This is a genomic window from Nocardioides sp. NPDC057772 (genome assembly GCF_042798075.1).
Taxonomy (GTDB): Bacteria; Actinomycetota; Actinomycetes; order Propionibacteriales; family Nocardioidaceae; genus Nocardioides.
The window spans coordinates 58,774-79,455 of the sequence record NZ_JBHVKN010000003.1; the positions used below are offsets into that span (position 1 = coordinate 58,774).

20 protein-coding genes, 1 tRNA gene and 1 riboswitch are annotated in these 20,682 nt (G+C 69.2%); of the genes, 13 read left to right on the top strand and 8 right to left on the bottom strand.

Annotated features, from left to right (window positions below):
* Positions 1-137: 137 nt before the first annotated feature.
* Genes nirD through ACFVJS_RS01320 form a run of 5 tightly spaced genes read left to right on the top strand, consistent with a single transcriptional unit; the run spans position 138 to position 4,992 of the window.
* The gene (gene nirD / locus ACFVJS_RS01300) at positions 138-500 is read left to right on the top strand and encodes a nitrite reductase small subunit NirD (protein ID WP_378876647.1); all 363 of its coding nucleotides are present in this window, start codon (positions 138-140) and stop codon (positions 498-500) included.
* Positions 501-524: 24 nt separating this feature from the next.
* Positions 525-1,007, top strand: coding sequence for a 2-C-methyl-D-erythritol 2,4-cyclodiphosphate synthase (gene ispF, locus ACFVJS_RS01305; RefSeq protein ID WP_378876649.1), 483 nt, complete (start codon positions 525-527; stop codon positions 1,005-1,007).
* 30 nt (positions 1,008-1,037) lie between these two features.
* Positions 1,038-2,447 carry a cysteine--tRNA ligase gene (cysS, locus tag ACFVJS_RS01310; protein WP_378876651.1) on the top strand — a complete coding sequence of 470 codons (1,410 nt, stop codon included), beginning with the start codon at positions 1,038-1,040 and terminating at the stop codon, positions 2,445-2,447.
* A complete protein-coding gene (rlmB, locus tag ACFVJS_RS01315; RefSeq protein ID WP_378876653.1) occupies positions 2,447-3,403 on the top strand; it encodes a 23S rRNA (guanosine(2251)-2'-O)-methyltransferase RlmB in 957 nt (318 codons plus the stop codon). The genes cysS and rlmB overlap by 1 nt, the downstream gene beginning before the upstream one ends.
* A 50-nt stretch (positions 3,404-3,453) precedes the next feature.
* A complete protein-coding gene (locus tag ACFVJS_RS01320; RefSeq protein ID WP_378876655.1) occupies positions 3,454-4,992 on the top strand; it encodes a metallophosphoesterase in 1,539 nt (512 codons plus the stop codon).
* On the opposite strand, the gene ACFVJS_RS01325 is transcribed toward ACFVJS_RS01320, so the two are convergent.
* The gene (locus tag ACFVJS_RS01325; protein ID WP_378876658.1) at positions 4,989-6,518 is read right to left on the bottom strand and encodes an alanine/glycine:cation symporter family protein; all 1,530 of its coding nucleotides are present in this window, start codon (positions 6,516-6,518) and stop codon (positions 4,989-4,991) included. The two genes, ACFVJS_RS01320 and ACFVJS_RS01325, sit on opposite strands and share 4 nt — an antisense overlap.
* Positions 6,519-6,695: 177 nt before the next feature.
* On the opposite strand from ACFVJS_RS01325, the gene ACFVJS_RS01330 reads away from it, so the two are divergent.
* Together ACFVJS_RS01330 and ACFVJS_RS01335 are read left to right on the top strand one after the other, a co-directional pair.
* Positions 6,696-6,768 (top strand) — tRNA-Thr (locus tag ACFVJS_RS01330).
* Between the two features lie 31 nt (positions 6,769-6,799).
* Positions 6,800-7,210, top strand: coding sequence for an HNH endonuclease (locus ACFVJS_RS01335; RefSeq protein ID WP_378876697.1), 411 nt, complete (start codon positions 6,800-6,802; stop codon positions 7,208-7,210).
* Here the strand turns inward: ACFVJS_RS01335 and pdxY are convergent, their stop codons facing one another.
* The 4 genes from pdxY to ACFVJS_RS01355 are packed head-to-tail and all read right to left on the bottom strand — an operon-like array spanning position 7,211 to position 9,980.
* On the bottom strand, positions 7,211-8,059 hold the full coding sequence (gene pdxY, locus ACFVJS_RS01340) for a pyridoxal kinase PdxY (protein ID WP_378876660.1): 849 nt from the start codon (positions 8,057-8,059) through the stop codon (positions 7,211-7,213). It lies immediately after the preceding gene.
* Positions 8,060-8,082: 23 nt separating this feature from the next.
* Entirely contained in the window at positions 8,083-8,700 is a 618-nt protein-coding gene (locus ACFVJS_RS01345; protein ID WP_378876662.1) for a rhomboid family intramembrane serine protease, read from the bottom strand.
* Between the two features lie 14 nt (positions 8,701-8,714).
* On the bottom strand, positions 8,715-9,269 hold the full coding sequence (locus ACFVJS_RS01350; RefSeq protein ID WP_378876664.1) for a hypothetical protein: 555 nt from the start codon (positions 9,267-9,269) through the stop codon (positions 8,715-8,717).
* 57 nt (positions 9,270-9,326) lie between these two features.
* Entirely contained in the window at positions 9,327-9,980 is a 654-nt protein-coding gene (locus ACFVJS_RS01355) for a uracil-DNA glycosylase (protein WP_378876699.1), read from the bottom strand.
* 88 nt (positions 9,981-10,068) lie between these two features.
* On the opposite strand from ACFVJS_RS01355, the gene ACFVJS_RS01360 reads away from it, so the two are divergent.
* A complete protein-coding gene (locus ACFVJS_RS01360) occupies positions 10,069-11,061 on the top strand; it encodes an LLM class F420-dependent oxidoreductase (protein WP_378876666.1) in 993 nt (330 codons plus the stop codon).
* A 64-nt stretch (positions 11,062-11,125) separates the two neighbouring features.
* The gene (locus tag ACFVJS_RS01365; protein ID WP_378876668.1) at positions 11,126-12,676 is read left to right on the top strand and encodes an FMN-binding glutamate synthase family protein; all 1,551 of its coding nucleotides are present in this window, start codon (positions 11,126-11,128) and stop codon (positions 12,674-12,676) included.
* A gap of 37 nt (positions 12,677-12,713) precedes the next feature.
* Here ACFVJS_RS01365 and ACFVJS_RS01370 read toward each other — a convergent pair whose 3' ends face one another.
* The 3 genes from ACFVJS_RS01370 to ACFVJS_RS01380 all read right to left on the bottom strand — a co-directional run bounded on the left by ACFVJS_RS01370 (position 12,714) and on the right by ACFVJS_RS01380 (position 15,962).
* Positions 12,714-13,391: a DUF4328 domain-containing protein gene (locus tag ACFVJS_RS01370; protein ID WP_378876670.1), complete on the bottom strand. Its 678-nt coding sequence runs from the start codon at positions 13,389-13,391 to the stop codon at positions 12,714-12,716.
* Positions 13,392-13,471: 80 nt separating this feature from the next.
* Positions 13,472-14,491, bottom strand: coding sequence for a Gfo/Idh/MocA family protein (locus ACFVJS_RS01375; RefSeq protein WP_378876672.1), 1,020 nt, complete (start codon positions 14,489-14,491; stop codon positions 13,472-13,474).
* A gap of 28 nt (positions 14,492-14,519) precedes the next feature.
* Positions 14,520-15,962: a trehalose-6-phosphate synthase gene (locus tag ACFVJS_RS01380; protein ID WP_378876701.1), complete on the bottom strand. Its 1,443-nt coding sequence runs from the start codon at positions 15,960-15,962 to the stop codon at positions 14,520-14,522.
* Between the two features lie 155 nt (positions 15,963-16,117).
* Between ACFVJS_RS01380 and ACFVJS_RS01385 the strand changes: the two genes are divergently transcribed.
* The 4 genes from ACFVJS_RS01385 to lon all read left to right on the top strand — a co-directional run bounded on the left by ACFVJS_RS01385 (position 16,118) and on the right by lon (position 20,372).
* Entirely contained in the window at positions 16,118-16,414 is a 297-nt protein-coding gene (locus ACFVJS_RS01385) for a DUF3263 domain-containing protein (protein WP_091046051.1), read from the top strand.
* Entirely contained in the window at positions 16,415-16,936 is a 522-nt protein-coding gene (locus tag ACFVJS_RS01390; protein ID WP_378876674.1) for a LytR C-terminal domain-containing protein, read from the top strand.
* Positions 16,937-17,028: 92 nt separating this feature from the next.
* A complete protein-coding gene (gene otsB, locus ACFVJS_RS01395; RefSeq protein WP_378876676.1) occupies positions 17,029-17,883 on the top strand; it encodes a trehalose-phosphatase in 855 nt (284 codons plus the stop codon).
* A 167-nt stretch (positions 17,884-18,050) separates the two neighbouring features.
* Positions 18,051-20,372: an endopeptidase La gene (lon, locus tag ACFVJS_RS01400; RefSeq protein WP_378876678.1), complete on the top strand. Its 2,322-nt coding sequence runs from the start codon at positions 18,051-18,053 to the stop codon at positions 20,370-20,372.
* Positions 20,373-20,533: 161 nt separating this feature from the next.
* Positions 20,534-20,672: riboswitch (SAM riboswitch) on the top strand.
* The last annotated feature ends 10 nt before the right edge of the window (positions 20,673-20,682 follow it).

The window sequence follows — 20,682 nt, forward strand, 5'->3', positions numbered from 1 at the left end:
GCGGAGGGGCTGGGCGCTGGTGTTTACGCACCCGTAACACAGCGAAACAGGAGGTGACCACGACGCCCCATAGCGTTCAGATCCACCGAAGGGAGGACCCGACGAATGTCGACGAAGCGGCTCGGGCCGGCGACGTCATGAGTGCTCACGCGCAGCGGGACGACCACCGAGAGTGGCAGCCCGTCTGCCCGGTCGACGCGCTCGAGGTGAAGCGCGGCGCCACGGCACTGGTCCACGGGCAGGCCATCGCGATCTTCCGGATGCCCGACGACGTCGTCTACGCGCTGGGCAACCACGACCCGTTCGCCAAGGCGTCGGTGATCGCCAAGGGCATCGTCGGGGTCCGCGACGGGGTGCCGTTCGTGGCCTCGCCCGCTCACCGTCACGGCTTCGACCTGCGTACCGGGCAGTGCCTGGACGACGCGCACGTGTCCATCCCGGCCTACGAGGTCCGGGTCGTCGACGGGATCATCCACGTCGGGCACCGCAAGGCGGTCTGAGCCCGATCTGGGAGACTGCGGGGCGTGCAGCTTCCTCTGGTCGGCATCGGGACCGACGTACACAGCCTTGCCGACGGCGTCCCGATGCATGTGGCCGGGCTCGCCTTCCCCGACGAGTCACAGGGCCTCGCCGGTCACTCCGACGGCGACGTCGCGGCCCACGCCTGCTGCGACGCGCTCTTCTCCGCCGCGGGACTGGGTGACCTCGGGTCGAACTTCGGCACCTCCGAGCCCGAGTGGGCCGGTGCGGCCGGGGTGGTCCTGCTCGCGGAGGCCGCGCGCCGGGTCCGCGAGGCCGGTTTCGAGATCGGCAACGTCGCGGTCCAGGTGATCGGCAACCGGCCCAAGATCGGTCCGCGCCGGGACGAGGCCAACCAGGCGCTGTCCGCGGCGGCCGGCGCGCCGGTCACGGTGACGGCGACGACCTCCGACGGTCTCGGGCTCACCGGCCGAGGCGAAGGTGTCGCCGCGATCGCGACAGCTCTCGTCGTGCGTCGCGAATCCTGAACTCACCGGCTACGTCCCTAGACTTGGGGCATGGCACTCAGGCTCTACGACTCGGCGACCCGTGAAGTACGTGACTTCACCCCCTTGCAGCCCGGCAAGGCGTCGCTCTACGTCTGTGGTCTGACCGTGCAGAGCGAGCCGCACGTGGGCCACGTGCGGAGCGGGGTGAACTTCGACGTCCTGCAGCGCTGGCTGCGCGCGTCGGGCTACGAGACCACGTTCATCCGCAACGTCACCGACATCGACGACAAGATCCTGGCGAAGTCGGCCGACCAGGGCCGCCCCTGGTACAACCTCGGCTACGAGATGCACCGCGAGCTCGACGCCGCCTACGCCTCGCTCAACGTCGCCCGGCCGACCTACGAGCCGCTGGCCACCGGCCACATCCCGGAGATCATCGCGCTCATCGAGGAGCTGATCGCGAAGGGTCACGCCTACGCCGCCGAGGACGGCTCGGCCGACGTCTACTTCGACGTCCGCTCCTGGCCCGCCTACGGCGAGCTGTCGGGGCAGAAGGTCGACGACATGGAGGCCGCCGCCGACGCCGACCCGCGGGGCAAGCGCGACCCGCGCGACTTCGCGCTGTGGAAGGGGCGGAAGGTCTCCGAGCCGGAGACCGCCTCGTGGCCCTCGCCCTGGGGGCTGGGACGTCCCGGCTGGCACATCGAGTGCTCGGCGATGGCCGGCAAATACCTCGGTCCCGCCTTCGACTTCCACGGTGGTGGCCTCGACCTGCGCTTCCCGCACCACGAGAACGAGCAGGCGCAGTCGCGCGCTGCCGGCCGGCCGTTCGCGAGCTACTGGCTCCACAATGCCTGGATCACCACCTCCGGCGAGAAGATGTCGAAGTCGCTGGGCAACTCGCTGGTGATCCCCGAGGTCCTGAAGAAGGTTCGCGGCATCGAGCTGCGCTACTACCTGGTCGCCGCCCACTACCGGTCCCACGTCGAGTTCTCCTTCGAGGCGCTCGACGAGGCGGCTGCCGGTTTCCAGCGGATCGAGGGCTTCCTGGACCGGGCGACGTCCGTGATCGGCGAGATCTCGGACGACGGTGTCCCGTGCGCCGACTTCGTCAACGCGATGGACGACGACCTCGGCACCCCCGCCGCCGTGGCTGCCCTGCACGAGGTCGTCCGCGAAGGCAACAAGTTGCTCGCCGACGGCGACAGTCCGGCGCTGCGCGGGGTCGCCGCGAGCGTCCGCGCGATGCTGGACATCCTCGGTCTCGACCCCGCCGACCCCTCGTGGGGTCCGGAGAGCGGTGCCGACGAGAAGCTGACCGGCGCGCTTGACGTACTGGTCCGCGGGGTACTGGACGAGCGCGCCGAGGCACGCGCGGCCAAGGACTGGGCCCGGGCCGATGCCCTGCGAGACCGGCTCAAGGACGCCGGGATCGAGATCGAGGACACCCCTGAGGGTCCGAAATGGAGCGTTAACTGATGGCAGGCAACTCCCAGCGTCGCGGTGCGATCGCGAAGGGGAAGAAGAAGGGTGCCCAGGTCGGGTCCGGCGGCAACCGTCGCCGCGGGCTCGAGGGCAAGGGCCCTACGCCGAAGGCGAAGGACCGGCCCTACCACAAGGCCCACAAGGCGGCCCAGGCCGCCGAGCAGCGGGCCAACAAGGGCCCGCGCAAGCGGGCGGCGGGCGACGCCGAGTGGATCATCGGACGCAACTCCGTGGTGGAGGCACTGCGCGAGGACGTACCGGTCAACGGGATCTACGTCGCCGAGGGGGCCGAGCGTGACGGGCGGCTGCGCGAGGCGTTCCTGCTCGCCTCCGAGAAGGGCATCTCGCTGCTCGAGGTGACCAAGGTCGAGCTCGACCGGCTGACCGGCTTCAACGGCCACCAGGGCCTCGCGGCGCGCATCCCCGCCTACGAGTACGCCCACGCCGACGACCTGATCGACCGCGCGACCGAGATCGGCGAGAAGCCGCTGATCGTCGCCCTCGACCAGGTGACCGACCCGCGCAACCTGGGCGCCATCGTGCGTTCGGCCGCGGCCTTCGGTGCCCACGGCGTGGTGATCCCGGAGCGCCGTGCGGCCGGGATGACCGCCGCCGCCTGGAAGACGAGCGCCGGCGCCGCGTCCCGCATCCCGGTCGCCCAGACGGTCAACCTGACCCGGCAGCTCAAGGCCTACCAGGACGCCGGCTGCATGGTCGTCGGGCTCGACATGGAAGGCGACATCACGCTGCCCGAGCTGGGTGCTCCCGACGGCCTCGCCGACGGGCCGCTGGTGGTCGTCGTCGGTGCCGAGGGGGGCGGGCTCTCCCGCCTGGTCCAGGAGACCTGCGACCAGATAGTCTCGATCCCGATGGCCAACTCGGTGGAGTCCCTCAATGCCGGCGTCGCCGCGTCGGTCGTGCTCTACGCCGTCGCGGAGGCGCGCCGCTGATCTCCCGCCGCAGCCTGCTTCGTGGCCTCGCCGTCTGGGCGGGGCTAGGCGTGCTGTGGCTCGTGCTCGCCACGGCGCTGAGCGCGTGGCTCTTCCTGTCCAGCGAACGCCAGGTGGTCCTGGCCGGTCACGACTCGGTCCTGCGCCCGACGCTGTCGGGGAAGGCGATCATCCACACCGGGCCGGTCCTGCCTGACGTACGTCTGGACGTGGCCGGGCCGGTCGGCGTCGACGTCACCCTCGGGAAGACCGAGCTGAGGTCGATGGACGAGCTCTTCGAGCGCTACGCGGTGCTGGGCTCGGCGCCCGACGGTCAGCGTGCCGTCGTGGTGGAGCAGGTCGAGTCGATGCTCGGCGCGGCCGTCCTCCGCGGCTCCGCGGTCTCGTTGGCGCTCGTCGCCGGGGGAGTGCTGCTGTGGTGGCTTCCGGGCGCCGAACGCCGTGCTGACCTGCGCAGACGTATGACGGAGGCGGTCCGCACGCGACACGGGCTGACCACGGCGGGCGTCGGCGTGGTGACGGTCGCGGTGCTCGCGGTCGCGATCTGGCAGCCCTGGGGCGAGCCCGGAGCGCCAGCCGCGGACAAGGAGGCCGGACCGGTCGCGGGCGACTGGACCCCGCTGGCCGACTTCCTCGGCCCGGAGATCCCCTTACCCGAGGAGCTGACCGAGGTGGAGGTCCGCGGCGACGCCTACGCCAACCAGACCCGGAGGCTGGTGGCCAGCGCCGTCGACACCTACAACTCCAGCCGCACCTTCTACGAGAAGGTCGTGGAGAAGGTGCCGGACCTGGAGCTGCGCGAGCCGGCCGAGAACGAGACGGTGGCAGTTCTCGTCTCCGACCGCCACGACAACGTCGGCATGGACGCGGTGGTGCGGGCGATCGCCGACGAGGGTGGTGCGACCGGCATCCTCGACGGCGGCGACGACACCTCCACCGGGTCGGACTGGGAGACCTTCTCCCTCGACTCGCTCACCGACGCGAGCGACGGCCTGGACAAGTGGGCGGTCACCGGCAACCACGACCACGGCCCCACCGTCGGCAGCTACCTGGCCGAGAAGGGCTGGACCGTCCTCGACGGCGAGGTGGTCGACGGTCCCGGCGGCTCCACGCTGCTCGGTGTCCCCGACCCGCGCACCAGCGGGCTCGGCAACTGGGTCGACGAGAAGGACGTCAGCTTCGCCGAGGCCGGTTCGAAGCTGGCCGACATCGCCTGCGACTCGATGGAGGAGGGCAAGCCGGTCGCGACCCTTCTCGTCCACGACCCGTCCCTGGGGCGCGAGACCCTGCGCCGCGGCTGTGCGACGCTCGTCGTCGGAGGCCACCGCCACGTACACCTGGGACCGAGCGAGGTGACCGGCGAGAACGGCAACGTGGGCTGGACCTACACCAACGGCACCACGGGTGGGGCCGCGTACGCCTTCGCGATGGGCAAGATCCGTCGCACCGCCGAGGTCACCCTGATCACCTACGCCGACGGCCGGCCCGTCGGTCTCCAGTCGGTGGAGCTGGAGACCAACGGCGCCCTCACCGCCCACGAGTACGTCCCGCTGGACAGCCAGGTGGGAGCGAGTGAGGCGACCCCCTAGACCCGCTCGCGCTCCGGCTCGTAGGTCTCCCAGTAGGTGGCTCCGGTGATGCCGAGCGCCCGCGGGTCGAAGACCGGGTCGATGCCCTGCTTCTTCTGCCGCTCGTAGTCCCGGAGAGCCGCGAAGGCCGGCTGCTGGAGGACGAGGATCCCGAGGATGTTGAGCCAGGCCATCAGGCCCACGCCGATGTCACCGAGCGTCCAGGCGTCGCTGGCCGTCGACACGCACCCGTACGCCGACGCGACCAGGATGATGGCCTGCAGGGCCAGCGTGGTGATCCGCCCGAGGGAGACCCCGCGCTGCCCGCCGATCCGAACGGTGGCGAAGCGGCCGACGATGAAGCGCAGGTTGGTCTCGGCCATGTAGTAGTAGGCGACCATCGTCGTGAAGCAGAAGAAGGCCAGCGAGACGGCGATGAAGGAGGCGCCGACCCCGGGGAACACGGTGTCGAAGGCCGACTGCGTGTAGGCGGGGCCGACCTCGGTGCCGGCGGCCAGCACACCGCCGTCCGCGAGCACGTCGCCGCTCTCACTGCCGCCCTCGAAGACGCGATAGGCGCCGGTGGACAGGATCAGGAAGCCCGTCGCCGAGCAGACGAACAGGGTGTCGACGTACACGGCGAAGGCCTGCACCAGGCCCTGCTTGGCCGGGTGCGAGACCTCGGCTGCGGCTGCGGCGTGCGGGCCGGTGCCCTGCCCGGCCTCGTTGGAGTAGACACCCCGCTTGACGCCCCACATCACGGCCAGACCGAGCACGGCGCCGAAGGTGGAGTGGAGACCGAAGGCGCTCGACACGACATCGCTGATGACCCCGGGGATCTGGTCCGAGTTGACGAACACGACGACCATGGCGACGACGACGTAGGCCACGGCCATGAACGGCACCACGAGGGTCGCGAAGGACGCGATGCGCTTGACGCCGCCGACCACCACGAACGCGAACACGATGACCGTCGCGATCGCGACGCCCCAGGTCGGGACACCCCAGGCGTTGGTCATGCCGGCGCTCATCGAGTTCGCCTGGACGCCGGGAAGGAGTACGCCGCACGCGAGCACGGTCACGGCCGCGAAGACGAACCCGTAGATAGTGAAGAACTTGCTGGCCCGGGTGTGGGCGAAGGCTCGGCTGAAGTAGTAGGCCGGACCGCCGCGGTACTCACCGGTGAGCGGGTCGCGGGTCTTGTAGACCTGGCCGAGCGTGCTCTCCACGAAGGAGGTCGAGGCGCCGAGGAACGCGACAGCCCACATCCAGAACATCGCTCCCGGGCCGCCGAAGGCGATCGCGGTGGCGACACCGGCGATGTTACCCGTGCCCACGCGCCCGGCCAGCGACATCGCGAGCGCCTGGAACGAGGAGACCCCGGAGGACGACTTCTGGCCGCGCACGAGGAGCCGGATCATCTCCGGAAAGTGTCGCACCTGGAGGAACCGTGACCGCACGGAGAAGTACACCCCCGCAGCGAGACACAGATACACGAGCCAGTTGCTCCATACGACGCCGTTGACAGCGCCCAAGATGTCCGTCATCCGTCTTCCCTTCATCGATCCGTCACTCGGATGAAGGGAAACCTTCTCAGATGCTGGTCACGTGCGGGTCGTCGAGGGTTGCCTCGGCGCGCTTTGCAAGGCAGGACGACACGCCGGATGCGTACTCGGGCCGTGGACTGGCTACGATTGTCCCGCCGTCGTGGAGACGTACGGCATGCCGGTGTAGCTCAGTTGGTAGAGCGTTCGCCTTGTAAGCGAAATGTCGCGGGTTCGACTCCTGTCACCGGCTCCCAGAAATGTCGGTGGTCGGCCATACGGTCATGGCCGTGAGCCGATGCTTGGGGTGCGGTCGAGAGCTGACCGAGCGCCACCAGAAGATCTATTGCAGCAACGCCTGCCAGATGCAGGTCAAGCAGAAACGCATGGTCGAGGAGTGGCTGGCGACAGGTATCGGCAAGGCCCAGAGCAAGCGTCGTCACTACATTCGCGACTACGTGCTCCAGCAGCAGGATGGCCTCTGCGCGATCTGCGCCATCCCCGCCGAGTGGAACGGTCTGGAGCTCGAGTTCGTGCTCGATCACATCGACGGCGATGCGTCGAACAACAAGCGCGAGAACCTGCGGCTCCTGTGCCCGAACTGCGACAGCCAGCTCCCGACGTACAAGGCCAAGAACCGGGGGAGCGGCAGGGCCTGGCGGCGGCAGCGGTACGCCGACGGCAAGTCCTACTGATCAGCGGAGCTGAGTGACCTCGTACGTCGTCGGCGGGTTGGCGATGTCGTCCTGGGAGGCGACGAGCTCGAGCTCACGGCGGCCCGACTTCAGCGTCCGGTCGAGGATGGCGAAGAGGGTGTTCGCGGTGCGGCCGAGGGCGGCCGGGGTGGAGCCGGTCGAGAGCAGGTGGGAGAGGTAGACCGCCGCAGTGACGTCGCCGCCGCCGTTGGGGGAGATCGGGAGCAGGGGAGTGGTGACCGACCAGGCGCCCTCGTCGGAGACCGCGACCAGGTCGAGGTGGGTCGGGTCCTTGGTGATCACCGAGGTCACGAGCACGTTCGAGGGACCGGACTCGCGGACGATGTCGACCGCGGCGAGCACCTCCTGCAACGTGTCGGTGGACTCGAGGCCGGCCAGGAAGTTGAGCTCGAAGTGGTTGGGCGTGATCACGTCGGCGGCGGGCACGACCTCGTCGCGCATGAACTCCGGGATGCCCTCACGGACGAACATCCCGCGCCCGACGTCGCCCATCACGGGGTCGCAGCAGTAGAGGGCGCGCGGGTTGAGCGCCTTCACCCGGCGGACGGCGTCCAGCACGATCGCGCCGACAGCAGGGTCGCCCTGATAGCCGGACAGCACCGCGGAGACGGTGGAGAGACCGTCGCGCTCGGAGATCCCCTCGATGACCTCGGCGACCTGGTCGGCGGCCACGACCGGCCCGCGCCAGGCGCCGTAGCCGGTGTGGTTGGAGAAGTTGACCGTGAGGACCGGCCAGACCTCGTGGCCGAGGCGTTGGATCGGGAAGACGGCCGCCGAGTTGCCGACGTAGCCGAAGGCCACGTGCGACTGGATGGAGAGGATCTGCATGGCCCCAGTCTCCAACAGTCGGCTCAGGCGGCCTTCTTCTGGGCCTTCTTCTGGGCCTGTTTCTGGGGCGGGTCGTTGAGCAGCCAGGCTGCCAGCGCGCCACCGATGGCGCCGAAGAGGTGGCCCTGCCAGGAGACGCCGGTCTGCCCAGGAAGCACGCCGAGCAGGAGTCCGCCGTAGCCGAGGAACGCGAGGATGCCGATCACGATCTGCACCGCGCTGTGGCTGAACAGCCCGCGCATGATGACGTAGACCAGCCAGCCGAAGATCAGCATCGAGGTGCCGGCGGTGATGCTGCCCGGGGGCGACATCAGCCAGACACCGACGCCGCCGACCACCCAGATGACGAGGGTCGCCACGATCCCGCGACCGACACCCGAGGCCAGCACCAGGAAGCCGAGGATGAGCGCGGGCAGGGTGTTGCCGTAGAGGTGGGCCCAGCCGAAGTGGAGCACCGGGGCGAACACGATGCCGAGCAGGCCGGCATCGGTGCGCGGCTGGATGCCGAGCGTGTCGAGCTGGTGGCCGCTGATGTAGTCGGTTGCCTCGAGTACCCACAGCAGGGCGACGAATCCGAGTGACCAAATGCCGGCCCGAAGCCAGTTGGCGCGCTGGGGCCGCGTGGGAGAATCCTGGCTCACGGTTGAAATCTTACCTACCGGTCAACAGCGGCGAGCCGCTGCTCGAGGCTCTCGTAGAGATGGGGGACGGCGGCCGGGTAGGGCCCGGTCTCGTAGAGCTCGGTCGCCAGCGCGCGAGCCGGCTCCCCGGTGTGCTCGTCGGCCCAGGTGCCCCCGCCGTCGGTGATCCGCCCGCCTTCGAGAGGGAGGACAGCCTCGGGTGCGAGCGCGACCCAGTGCCCGTCGCCGCCGTCGAGCCAGGCCACCGGAACAGCGTACGCCTCGCCCTCGGTCATCTCGGCCTCGACGGTGATCCGGCGGCCGATCGGATGGGCTCCCTGCCGGCTCCACAGGACCGTCGTGACCTCGAGCCGATCCTCCGCCCCGGCCGTGCCGAGGACGAGGTGATCGGCGAAGGTCGACCAGTCGCGTACGTCGGTCGCGGGGTATTCCGGGGGACCGGTCAGGTCGAGCAGGAGCCGGCCGCCGAGGACCGCGGCGCAGACCGCGAGCAGGGCGACGACGATGGTGCCGGCGATCTTGAGCGATCGTGGCACCGACAGCGTCGGTTCGGTGGTGTTCTCGCCCATGTGGCCCCCGTTCACCGCGCCGATCGGCCGATGCGCCGATGCGCCGATGGGCCGATCCTAGTCGGGAAGTGACCAGTCGATCGGGGAACCGCCCTGTTCGATCAGGAGAGCGTTCGCGCGGGAGAACGGCCGGGAGCCGAAGAAGCCGCGGCGTGCGGAGAGCGGCGAGGGGTGGACGGACTTGATCGCGGGCACGCCGTTGAGCCGCGGCTCGAGGTTCTGCGCGTGTCGGCCCCACAGGATCGCCACCAGCGGCCCGCCGCGGCGGCCGAGGACGTCGATCGCTCGCCCGGTGACCTCCTCCCAGCCCTTCTTCGAGTGCGAGGCGGGAGCACCGGGTCGTACCGTCAGCGAGGTGTTGAGCAGCATCACCCCGCGGTCGGCCCAGGCCGACAGGTCGCCGTGCTCAGGCATCTTCAGGTCGAGGTCGGTGGCCAGCTCGGCATAGATGTTGCGCAGTGACGCGGGCAGGGGACGTACGTCCTTCTCGACCGCGAAGCTGAGCCCGATCGGATGCCCGATGGTCGGGTAGGGGTCCTGGCCGACGATCAGGACGCGTACGTCCCGCAGCGGTCGCCGGAAGGCGTTGAAGATCCGGTCGCCGTCGGGGAGGTAGGGACGCCTGGCGGCCAGCTCCTCGCGCAGGAAGCGGCCCATCTGCTCGATCTGCGGCTCGGCCGGCGCCAGCGCCTCGGCCCAGTCGGCAGCCATCAGGCCCTTGTCCACGAGTCCGGCGAGTGCGCTCACTCCCTCAACATATCGTTCGCCACGCCCAGGGACCCTGGATAGGTTGTGGTGTATGAAGTTCGGACTCTTCATCCCGCAGGGATGGCGCTTTGACCTCGTCGGCATCGACCCCGCCGACCAGTGGACCACGATGAAGGACCTGGCTCTCCACGCCGATGCCGGGAGCTGGGAGTCGGTCTGGGTCTACGACCACTTCCACACGACCCCGGAGCCCTCCGACCAGGCGACGCACGAGGCCTGGACGCTGATGGCCGGCCTGGGCGCGGTCACCTCACGGGTGCGCCTCGGCCAGATGTGCTCCTGCATGTCCTACCGCAACCCCGCCTACCTGGCGAAGGTCGCCGCGACCGCCGACCACGTCAGCGGCGGCCGGATCGAGATGGGCATCGGCGCGGGCTGGTACGAGCACGAGTGGCGGGCCTACGGCTACGGCTTCCCGGAGGCGCGCGACCGGCTCGGGATGCTCCGCGAGGGCGTCCAGATCTTCCAGCAGGCCTGGACCAAGGGCGTCTCGTCGCTGGACGGGAAGTACTACCAGGTCGACGGCGCCATCTGTCAGCCGCTGCCGATCCAGAAGGGCCGTTCCGGGATTCCGCTGTGGATCGCCGGCGGTGGCGAGAAGGTGACCCTGAAGGTCGCCGCGCAGTACGCCGACTACACCAACTTCGCCGGCGACCCGGAGACGTTCCAGGCGAAGTCGGAGATCCTGCGCGGCCACTGCGACAAGCTCGGCCGCGACTTCGCCGAGATCACCCGCTCCTCCAACTACAACGTCTTCATCGGTGAGACCGAGAAGGACGCCCAGGACAAGATCGACTGGTACGCCGATCACCTCACCAAGTCGCTCGGGGAGGCCGCCGGTGCGGAGCACGCGCGCCGCAGCGGCAGCCAGGGTCTGGTCGGCACGCCGGAGCAGATCGTGGAGAAGCTGAAGTCGATGGAGGAGCTGGGGATGACGTACGCCATCACCTACTTCGGCGACGCCGCCTACGACCGCTCCTCGATCGAGCTCTTCGAGTCGAAGGTCATGCCCGAGTTCGCCTGAGCGACGCCCGCCGACACCGCCACGGACGTTTACAACGCCGTGGCGGGCCGGTAGGAAGACGTACATGAAGATGACGACCCTCCTCGGGGGAGCGGCGGTCGCCGCCGGCCTGGTCGCCGCGCGCGACCTGACCCAGCGCAAGCACGCGATCCTGCGGAACTTCCCGGTGATCGGGCACGCCCGCTACCTGATGGAGAAGATCGGGCCGGAGTTGCGGCAGTACATCGTCACCGGTAACGATGAGGAGCGGCCGTTCAGCCGTGATCAGCGGCGCTGGGTGTACGCCTCGGCCAAGGAGGAGAACAACTACTTCGGCTTCGGCACCGACAACGACGTCGAGCACACGCAGGGCCACATCCACATCAAGCACCGTACGTTCGCCGACAGCCTTCCCGACGACCACGACCCGGCCGCCAAGCTGCCCTCGGCGAAGGTGCTGGGAGGTTCGCGCGGGCGTGCGAAGGCGTTCCGTCCGGAGTCGGTCGTCAACGTCTCGGCGATGTCGTTCGGCTCGCTGTCCGGGCCGGCGATCACGGCGCTCAACCGGGGCGCGTTCAAGGCCGGCGCCATGCACAACACCGGCGAGGGCGGCATCTCGCCCTACCACCTCGAGGGTGGTGCGGACCTGGTGATGCAGATCGGCACGGCGTACTTCGGCTGCCGGAACGCCGACGGCAGCTTCTCCCTCCAGCGGTTGAAAGAACGGGTGGCCACCGCGCCGGTCAAGGCGATCGAGATCAAGCTCTCCCAGGGTGCCAAGCCGGGCCTCGGCGGTCTGCTGCCGGCGGCCAAGGTGACCCCGGAGATCGCCGAGATCCGGGGCATCGAGGTCGGCAAGGACTGCGCCTCGCCGTCTCGACACTCCGCCTTCACCGACGTCGACTCGATGCTCGACTTCGTCGAGCTGATCGCCGCCGAGACCGGGCTGCCGGTCGGCATCAAGTCGGCGGTCGGTGAGATGGGGTTCTGGCGTGAGCTCGCCGCTCGGATGCGGTCGGGGGAGCGGGGCGTCGACTTCATCACCGTCGACGGCGGCGAGGGCGGCACCGGCGCCGCACCGCTGATCTTCTCGGACGCGGTCGCGATGCCTTACCGTATCGGATTCTCCCGGGTCTACGGCACCTTCGCCGAGCTCGGCCTGACCGACTCGATCACCTTCATCGGCTCGGCCAAGCTCGGTCTGCCGGAGAATGCCGCCGTCGCCTTCGCGCTCGGAGCAGACATGATCAACGTCGGCCGCGAGGCGATGATGTCGATCGGCTGCATCCAGGCGCAGAAGTGCCACGACGACACCTGCCCGACGGGCGTCGCGACCCAGAGCAAGTGGCTCTCCGGTGGCCTCGACCCGCAGGACAAGGGTGACCGCTGCGCCAGCTACCTCCGCACGCTGCGCCGGGAGCTGACCAAGGTGTCCGCCGCCGTCGGCGTCGCTCACCCCGGTCTGATCACGCCTCACGACATCGAGGTCATGAACGGCGACTACGAGTCACGCACCCTCGCCGGCGTCTACGGTTACAAGGACCACTGGGGTGCCCTCGGCGCCGACGTCACCAGCGAGCTGCTCGATATCCTGCACCCGCACCGCACGTTCAACGAGAAGCCGAACACCGCCTGAGGAGACGTCAGACGCGTCGGCCACCAGAGGTGTGCCCCTAGGCACGGTCTGCCGCTGCGTCTGCCTTCGCAGGAAGCTGCGTCGCGCTGATGGAGCGGATGATCTGGATCCAGAGAAGCAACCCGACACCGGTGAGAATCACCAACCCGATGTGGCCGAAGATCAAGGTCCGGTCTGCGCGCTCGACCCCTGCTGAGCCATAGACGAGGTCGACATCGATCTGGATGTGGGTGCTCAACAGAAAGCGCGCGATCCAGACCGTCCACCAGGCCGGAAGGATCCAGCTCCGACGGCCCGTCGACGCGGTGAAGAGCCCACGAACAAGCTGGAACGGCCGCCAGAAGTTGACGATGGGCACGACCCACGCCGCCCAGGACAGGCCCGACACATACGGCGGCTCGATGACCTGACTGCTCCGCTCGATCCAAGAGGACACGACCACGAGCGTCGCAACCATCAGGATGAACCGCGCCGGATCGACCCAGTGGTAGTTGTCCCAAGCCGTCATCGGCTGGTCGAGCAACGCGTGTGCCGCCCTCACGTCCGGCATCGATGCGTACGTCCGATACCACTCCGCAAGGGGGAACGCGAGCGTCAGCGAAACGACGTCCAGGACCAGCCATCCGCACGCCAGCAGGATCGCAGCGTTGGCGAGACGCCGCGGCGACCCCGGTGTTCGCACCGACCCTTGCGGCGCGTTATCGAGGCTGGTCATGGCAGGGCTCCTCCGTCGTGGGCCGGACGGATCGTAACCGTGCCGAGCCCACAACGGTGAGGAATGCTCCGAACTGCCCCTTACTCGGTGGCGTACTTGGCGCCGACCGATTGGCGGATCAGGTCCATCTGACGCATCAGGCTGAGCGTCTGGCTGTGAGGCACCAGCGGGGATTCCAGGAGCCCCTCGCGCAGGCACCGCTGCACCTCCGCGATCTCGTTGCCGTACGCAGCACCGATGACGGGCTCGTCGCCGACGATCTCCACGGGCTCGCTGCCGTCGGCGGGCTTGAAGACCGCCGAGGACGGGTGGTGGAAGTCGGTGAGCTCGATGCGGCCCTGGTCGGTGGCGATCGCGGCCGAGCGGGAGGAGTAGGAGGTGACCGAGCAGACCATCGTGGAGAGCTCGTTGCCGGCGTACTTCCCGGTCATCACCAGGTCGAGGTCGAAGGTGCCGCCGTCGGCGCCGGTGCCGATGTTGGCCTGAGCGGTCAGCGAGCGGGCCTCACCGAAGAGCAGGTGGGCGAAGGTGAGCGGGTAGATGCCCATGTCGAGCAGCGCGCTCGCCCCGAGGGCTGGGTCGAGGAGCCGCTGGTGCTTCTCCGGGTCAGCGACGAAGCCGAGCTCGGCGTGTACGTGGCGGGGGACCCCGAAGCGGCCCGACCTCACGTCGGCGACGAGGCGCCGGATGATCGGGTTGGTCGCCATCCACATGGCTTCCATGAGGAACAGCTTCTTGGAGGTGGCCAGGTCGACCATCGTCTGCGAGTCGGCGGCGTTGAGCGTCAGCGCCTTCTCGCACAGCACGTGCTTGCCCGCGTTGAGCACGAGGGTGGCGTGCTCGAGGTGGTGGGAGTGGGGGGAGGCGACGTAGACGACATCGATGTCCTCGTCGGCGGCCAGCTCCTCGTAGGAGCCGTGCGCGCGGACCGGGCCGTCGGCGGCGTACACCTTCGCGAACGTCTCTGCGGACTCCTTGCTCCGCGAGCCCACCGCGACGAGCTGTCCGTCGGGGACGAGCATGAGATCGGTGGCAAGGGAGTGGGCGATCCGGCCGGTGCCGAGAATTCCCCACCTGATCGGGTCAGAGTTGGTGGTCACGCGTCGACTCTAGCCACCTGCGTCGCCGTCAGTGGCTGTTGGGCGGAAGCACGCTCTTGTTGTGGTTGCCCGGCACCGCGGCGAGCTCCTCGAGGAAGGTGTCGGCCCAGTGGCGTACGTCCCTGGCGGCCACCTGTTTGCGCATCGCCCTCATCCGGCGGGTGAGCTCCTTCGGCTCGGCCTCGTAGGCCTCCAGGAGCGCGGCCTTCATCCCGTTGATGTCGTAGGGGTTGACGAGCCAAGCCTGGCGCAGCTCCTCGGCCGCGCCGGCGAACTCGGAGAGCACCAGGGCGCCGTCGTCCTCGTAGCGGCAGGCGACGTACTCCTTCGCGACCAGGTTCATGCCGTCGCGGTAGGGGGTGACGACCATGATGTCGGCGGCGCGGTAGAGGGCGGCCATCTCGGCGCGGGGGAGACTCGTGTGGAGGTAGGAGATCGCCGGGCGGCCGATACGGCCCAGGTCGCCGTTGAGCCGGCCGACCAGGCGGTCGATGTCGTCGCGGAGCTTGCGGTATTGCTCGACGCGCTCGCGAGAGGGCACCGCGACCTGGACGAAGATCACGTCCTCGACGTCGAGCTTGGTGTCGCGGAGCAGCTCGCCGAAGGCGCGCAGCCGGGCGTAGATGCCCTTGGTGTAGTCGAGGCGGTCGACGCCGAGCATGATCTTCTTCGGGTCGCCGAGCTGCTGGCGGATCTCCTTGGCGCGCTGGTTGACGCTCTCGTCGTGGGCCATCTCGTCGAAGCCGACGAAGTCGATCGAGATCGGGAAGGCGGCGGCGTGCACGGTGCGTCCGTCGGGGAGATAGACCAGATCACGGTGGGTCTTGTGGCCGACCCGCTGGCGGACGAGGCGGACGAAGTTCTGGGCCGCCTGGGGGAGCTGGAAGCCGACCAGGTCGGCACCGAGCAGGCCCTCGAGCAGCTGTCTTCGCCACGGGACCTGCTGGAAGAGCTCGGCGGGCGGGAACGGGATGTGCAGGTAGAAGCCGATGCGCAGGTCGGGGCGGAGCTCGCGCAGCATCTGCGGGACCAGCTGCAGCTGGTAGTCCTGGACCCAGACGGTGGCGCCCTTGGCGGCCACCTCGGCGCACTTCTCGGCGAACCTCTTGTTGACCCGCTGATAGCCGTCCCACCACTCGCGGTGGAACTCCGGCTTGGCCACGACGTCGTGGTAGAGCGGCCACAGGGTGCCGTTGGAGAAGCCCTCGTAGTGCTCCTCGATGTCCTGGGCGCTCATCGTCATCGGCAGCAGGTGGAGGCCGTCGTCCTCGAACGGCTCGAGGTCCTCGTCGGTGCCGCCCGGCCAGCCGATCCAGACGCCTTCGTTGGCCCGAAGGACCGGTTCGAGAGCGCTGACCAGGCCTCCTGGGGAGCGTCGCCACGCCTTCGTGCCGTCGGGCATCTCCACACGGTCGACGGGGAGCCGATTGGCCACGATTACCAGGTCAGCCTGCACATCCCCGACTCTAATGGACCGGGGCCAAGTTCTGTGCGGCGTCGTTCCACTCGCGATTTCAGGGCCCGATCGTGAATACCTGTCGAGTAACACGCCGGAGGGTGAACCACAGCCGTGTAGTTCGGCGCGTTAGGGTGTGCTCAGATGCAGACGACACCGGGGGACGAGGAATGAGCGCTGTCAACGTGCAGGTCACAGGCCCAGGCGAGGACCCGGCGAGCCTCAGCGAGCGCGACAAGCAGATCCTTGACTTCGAGCGGCAGTGGTGGAAGTACGCCGGAGCCAAGGAAGCCGCCGTGCGCGAGGCGTTCAACATGTCCGCCACCCGTTACTACCAGGTGCTCAACGCGCTGATCGACAAGCCGGAGGCCCTCGAGGCCGACCCGCTGCTCGTGCGCCGCCTGCGACGGCTCCGCGCGGCCCGGCAGCGTCAGCGCTCGGCGAGACGGCTGGGCTTCGAGGTCTGAATGACCGCCAGCGTACGTCCTTCGAAGGGGGAGCGTGGCGTCGCGCTCCCGACACCTGTCATCGCGCTGAGCGTGGTGGCCGTCGTCGCTGCGGTGATCGTCTTCTGGATCACCGGAGGCGACAAGGACGGCCGGGACGAGAAGATCACCCAGGCCGGCGGCAGCCCTTCGGCCTCGGCGTCCGCGTCGCCGAAGGCGGCGAAGGCCGAGGAGAAGAAGCCGGCCAAGGTCGAGCCTTCGCCCGTCGATCGCGCCAAGGTCAGCGTCGAGGTCTACAACCAGTCCAATATCGCCGGCCTCGCCAGCGATGTCGCGGCGAAGGCGACCACGGTCGGCTGGAACGTCGTCGGTGAGGACAACTGGATGGGCTCCGTCCCGGAGAACACCGTCTACTTCCCGCAGGGCATGAAGCGCGAGGGTCAGCAGCTGGCCGAGGACCTCGGCATCAAACGCACCCATCTGTCGGTGGAGGGGTCGATGAAGGGCGACCGGCTGACGGTCGTGCTGACCGGCACCCTCTGAGGGGTTCCGGCCGTTCCTGGCGGTGTGTGATCTGCCGCACGGCCCCGCAATCCCGGTCGGCTCGAAGGTCGTTGCCGTGTCACAGTTGAGGCATGGCCGAACTCCAGCCGGATGACACTGCCGGTGAGCAGAAGTACGCCGCGGTCGTGGCAGCTGCCGCCGAGACCCTGGTCGGTCTCGACTTCGACGGGACGCTCTCGCCGATCGTCGAGGACCCGGCCGCTGCCCGGATCCACCCGGACGCCGCCGAGGCGCTGATCGCGCTCGCTTCTCGGGTGAAGGCCCTGGCCATCGTCACCGGGCGCCCCGCGGGGCAGGTCGTCGAGCTCGGCGGGTTGTCCGCGATCGCCGATGCCCTCGCGGAGATGGGGAAGGAGATCTACGTCTTCGGGCAGTACGGCAACGAGCGCTGGAGCGGCTCGGACCGGGTGGTCGCCGGCCCCCCACCGCCTGAGGGGCTGGGTGCCTTCGAGGCGGCGCTGCCGGCGGTGCTCGCCGAGCACGGAGCGCAGGACGCCTATATCGAGGAGAAGGGCCTCGCCGTCGGGGTCCACACCCGCCGGTTCCCCGACCCCGACGGAGTCGCCGCGCGTCTGCTGCCCCCGCTGACGTCGCTGGCGGCCGTGCACGGGCTGATGATCGAGCCCGGCAAGCAGGTCATCGAGGTGCGCGCCCCGGGCATGCACAAGGGGCACGCGATCTCCACCCTGGTCGACGAGGTCGCACCCGGCGCGATCCTCTTCGGCGGTGACGACCTGGGGGACATCGAGGCGTTCGAGGCGGTCAAGGCGTGGGGCAAGACCACCGGGTCGCCGACGCTGCTCGTCTACTCCCACGCCGGCCCCGACCGTGGTCCGCTCGCCGGGTTGGCCGACCTCGAGGTGGCTGGGCCGGAGGGTGTGCTGGGGTTGTTGCGGCGGCTGGCTGACGACGCGGCGGCGGTGTAACACGTCGTTCGCTGGACTATCCGGTCGTTCTGAACGACCGGATAGTCGGTGTAACAGCGTGTTACAGCTCGCGCCGTCCGCTGACAGCGAACACAATAACCGGAGGGAACATCCGGTTGCTCCCGGAAGTTGAGTCAGTATCACTCAACTTTTCTAGGAGGGTCCGCATGGACAAGCTTCCTGTGCTGTTCGTCTCGGACGCCGTGGTCCTGCCGGGGATGGTCGTGCCGATCGAGCTCGACGAGGCCTCGCAGGCGGCGATCGACGCCGCCCGGGCCGGCTCGGACAGCCGGCTGCTGGTCGCGCCGCGGCTGGGGGACCGGTATGCGACGTACGGCGCCGTGGCCACGATCGAGCGGGTCGGCCGCTTCCGCGGCGGCGAGCCCGCGGCGGTGCTGCGGGCCGTCGGGCGGGCGAAGATCGGCTCGGGCGTGACCGGGCCGGGGGCCGCTCTCTGGGTCGAGGTCGAGCCCGCGACCGAGACGGCGACGGAGCACGCGAAGGAGCTGGCCGAGGAGTACAAGCGGCTGGTCGTCGCGGTGCTGCAGCGTCGCGAGGCCTGGCCGGTCATCGACCAGGTCAACCGGCTGACCGATCCGTCCGAGATCGCCGACACCGCCGGTTACGCGCCCTACCTCGACGACGAGGCCAAGCGTGAGCTGCTGGAGACGCCGGACGTCGCCGAGCGGCTCGAGAAGGTCATCGCCTGGGCCAAGGACCACATCGCCGAGTCCGAGGTCAGCGACAAGATCGCCGAGGACGTACGCGAGGGCATGGAGAAGACGCAGCGGGAGTTCCTCCTGCGCCAGCAGCTCGCCGCTATCCGCAAGGAGCTCGGCGAGGGCGAGCCCGAGGGGTCCGACGACTACCGGGTCCGGGTCGAGGCCGCTGATCTCCCCGAGGCCGTACGCGAGGCCGCGCTGCGCGAGGTCGACAAGCTCGAGCGTGGTTCCGAGCAGAACCCCGAGACCGCCTGGATCCGCACCTGGCTCGACACCGTGCTGGAGCTGCCCTGGGGTGTGGTCACGGAGGACTCGACCGACGTGACCGCCGCGCGCGAGGTCCTCGACGCCGACCACCACGGCCTCGAGGAGGTCAAGGACCGGATCGTCGAGTACCTGGCCGTCAGGGCCCGGCGCGCCGAACGCGGGCTGCAGGTGATCGGCGGACGTGGCTCGGGCGCCGTGGTGCTGCTCGCCGGTCCGCCAGGGGTCGGCAAGACCTCGCTCGGTGAGTCGGTCGCGCGCTCGCTCGGACGCAAGTTCGTCCGGGTGGCGCTGGGTGGTGTGCGTGACGAGGCCGAGATCCGCGGCCACCGGCGCACCTACGTCGGCGCGCTTCCGGGCCGGATCGTGCGGGCCATCAAGGAGGCCGGCTCGATGAACCCGGTCGTGCTCCTCGACGAGGTCGACAAGGTCGGCTCCGACTACCGGGGCGACCCGGCGGCGGCGTTGCTCGAGGTCCTCGACCCCGCGCAGAACCACACCTTCCGCGACCACTACCTCGAGCTCGACCTGGACCTCTCCGACGTGCTCTTCATCGCCACGGCCAACGTCGTGGAGCAGATCCCGAGCGCGCTGCTGGACCGGATGGAGCTGGTCACGATCGACGGCTACACCGAGGACGACAAGGTCGCCATCGCCCGCGACTTCCTGCTGCCCCGGCAGCTCGAGCGCGCCGCGGTGACGCCTGCGGAGGTCACGGTCGCCGACGACGCCCTGCGTGAGCTGGCCGCCAACTACACCCGCGAGGCGGGCGTACGCCAGCTCGAGCGGCTCATCGCCAAGGCGTTGCGCAAGGCGGCGACGAAGCTGGCCACCGGCACGGAGCACGTCGAGGTCGACCTGGACAACCTCAAGGACCTCGTCGGGCGGCCTCGGTTCACGCCGGAGTCGGCGGAGCGTACGTCGGTCCCGGGTGTCGCGACCGGGCTGGCCGTCACGGGACTCGGCGGTGACGTGCTCTTCATCGAGGCGTCGGCGTCCGACGGGCAGACCGGGCTGAACATCACCGGTCAGCTCGGCGACGTGATGAAGGAGTCCGCGCAGATCGCGCTCTCCTTCGTCCGGTCGCACGCTGCCGAGCTGGGCGTCGACCCGGCCGTGCTCGATCGCTCGTTGCACGTCCACGTGCCGGCGGGTGCGGTCCCGAAGGACGGCCCGAGCGCCGGCATCACCATGGTCACCGCGCTCACCTCGCTCGCGACCGGTCGCCCGGTGCGCAGCGAGGTCGGCATGACCGGCGAGGTCTCCCTCTCCGGCCGGGTGCTGCCCATCGGTGGCCTCAAGCAGAAGCTGCTCGCTGCCCAGCGGGCAGGCCTGACCGAGGTCTTCGTGCCCCAGCGCAACGAACCCGACCTGGACGAGGTGCCGGACGACGTGAAGCAGGCGCTGACGATCAACCTGGTGAGCGATGTCAGGGATGTCGTACGCGGCGCCCTGGCGCCCGCCGAGGGCGCGGAGGTTCCGGGTGCCGTGCAGGCCGCTTGAGGTGTAACACGCCGTTCGTAGAACTATCCGGTCGTCCAGAACGACCGGATAGTTCGTGTAACAGCGTGTTACACCCCGGCGTTGTCCGAATCGCGGACGAGCGTTCCATTCCGTGGGACTCGCGTATGCATGCGGCGGACACGACCACGTAAGGTCATTACTGCTCATCGAGAGGGACTGAGGGAACGGCCCAGTGAAGTCCCGGCAACCGACCGCGAGCCTCCTCCCAAGCCTGGGCGGGTAGCGGAGCAGGTGCTAATTCCGGCCCGGCGCGAGAGACGTGATCGGGGAAGATGAGGAGGAGGTTTCT

What these genes read in the sequence shown, in the direction of transcription:
- ACFVJS_RS01360 (WP_378876666.1), top strand. Translation starts at nt 10,069, where the DNA reads ATGAAGTTCGGACTCTTCATCCCGCAGGGATGGCGCTTTGACCTCGTC.
- otsB (WP_378876676.1), top strand. Translation starts at nt 17,029, where the DNA reads ATGGCCGAACTCCAGCCGGATGACACTGCCGGTGAGCAGAAGTACGCC.
- ACFVJS_RS01325 (WP_378876658.1), bottom strand. Translation starts at nt 6,518, where the DNA reads ATGACGGACATCTTGGGCGCTGTCAACGGCGTCGTATGGAGCAACTGG.
- cysS (WP_378876651.1), top strand. Translation starts at nt 1,038, where the DNA reads ATGGCACTCAGGCTCTACGACTCGGCGACCCGTGAAGTACGTGACTTC.
- pdxY (WP_378876660.1), bottom strand. Translation starts at nt 8,059, where the DNA reads ATGCAGATCCTCTCCATCCAGTCGCACGTGGCCTTCGGCTACGTCGGC.
- ACFVJS_RS01365 (WP_378876668.1), top strand. Translation starts at nt 11,126, where the DNA reads ATGAAGATGACGACCCTCCTCGGGGGAGCGGCGGTCGCCGCCGGCCTG.
- rlmB (WP_378876653.1), top strand. Translation starts at nt 2,447, where the DNA reads ATGGCAGGCAACTCCCAGCGTCGCGGTGCGATCGCGAAGGGGAAGAAG.
- ACFVJS_RS01385 (WP_091046051.1), top strand. Translation starts at nt 16,118, where the DNA reads ATGAGCGCTGTCAACGTGCAGGTCACAGGCCCAGGCGAGGACCCGGCG.
- ACFVJS_RS01370 (WP_378876670.1), bottom strand. Translation starts at nt 13,391, where the DNA reads ATGACCAGCCTCGATAACGCGCCGCAAGGGTCGGTGCGAACACCGGGG.
- ACFVJS_RS01350 (WP_378876664.1), bottom strand. Translation starts at nt 9,269, where the DNA reads ATGGGCGAGAACACCACCGAACCGACGCTGTCGGTGCCACGATCGCTC.
- ACFVJS_RS01390 (WP_378876674.1), top strand. Translation starts at nt 16,415, where the DNA reads ATGACCGCCAGCGTACGTCCTTCGAAGGGGGAGCGTGGCGTCGCGCTC.
- ACFVJS_RS01355 (WP_378876699.1), bottom strand. Translation starts at nt 9,980, where the DNA reads ATGGCTGCCGACTGGGCCGAGGCGCTGGCGCCGGCCGAGCCGCAGATC.
- ACFVJS_RS01335 (WP_378876697.1), top strand. Translation starts at nt 6,800, where the DNA reads ATGGCCGTGAGCCGATGCTTGGGGTGCGGTCGAGAGCTGACCGAGCGC.
- nirD (WP_378876647.1), top strand. Translation starts at nt 138, where the DNA reads ATGAGTGCTCACGCGCAGCGGGACGACCACCGAGAGTGGCAGCCCGTC.
- lon (WP_378876678.1), top strand. Translation starts at nt 18,051, where the DNA reads ATGGACAAGCTTCCTGTGCTGTTCGTCTCGGACGCCGTGGTCCTGCCG.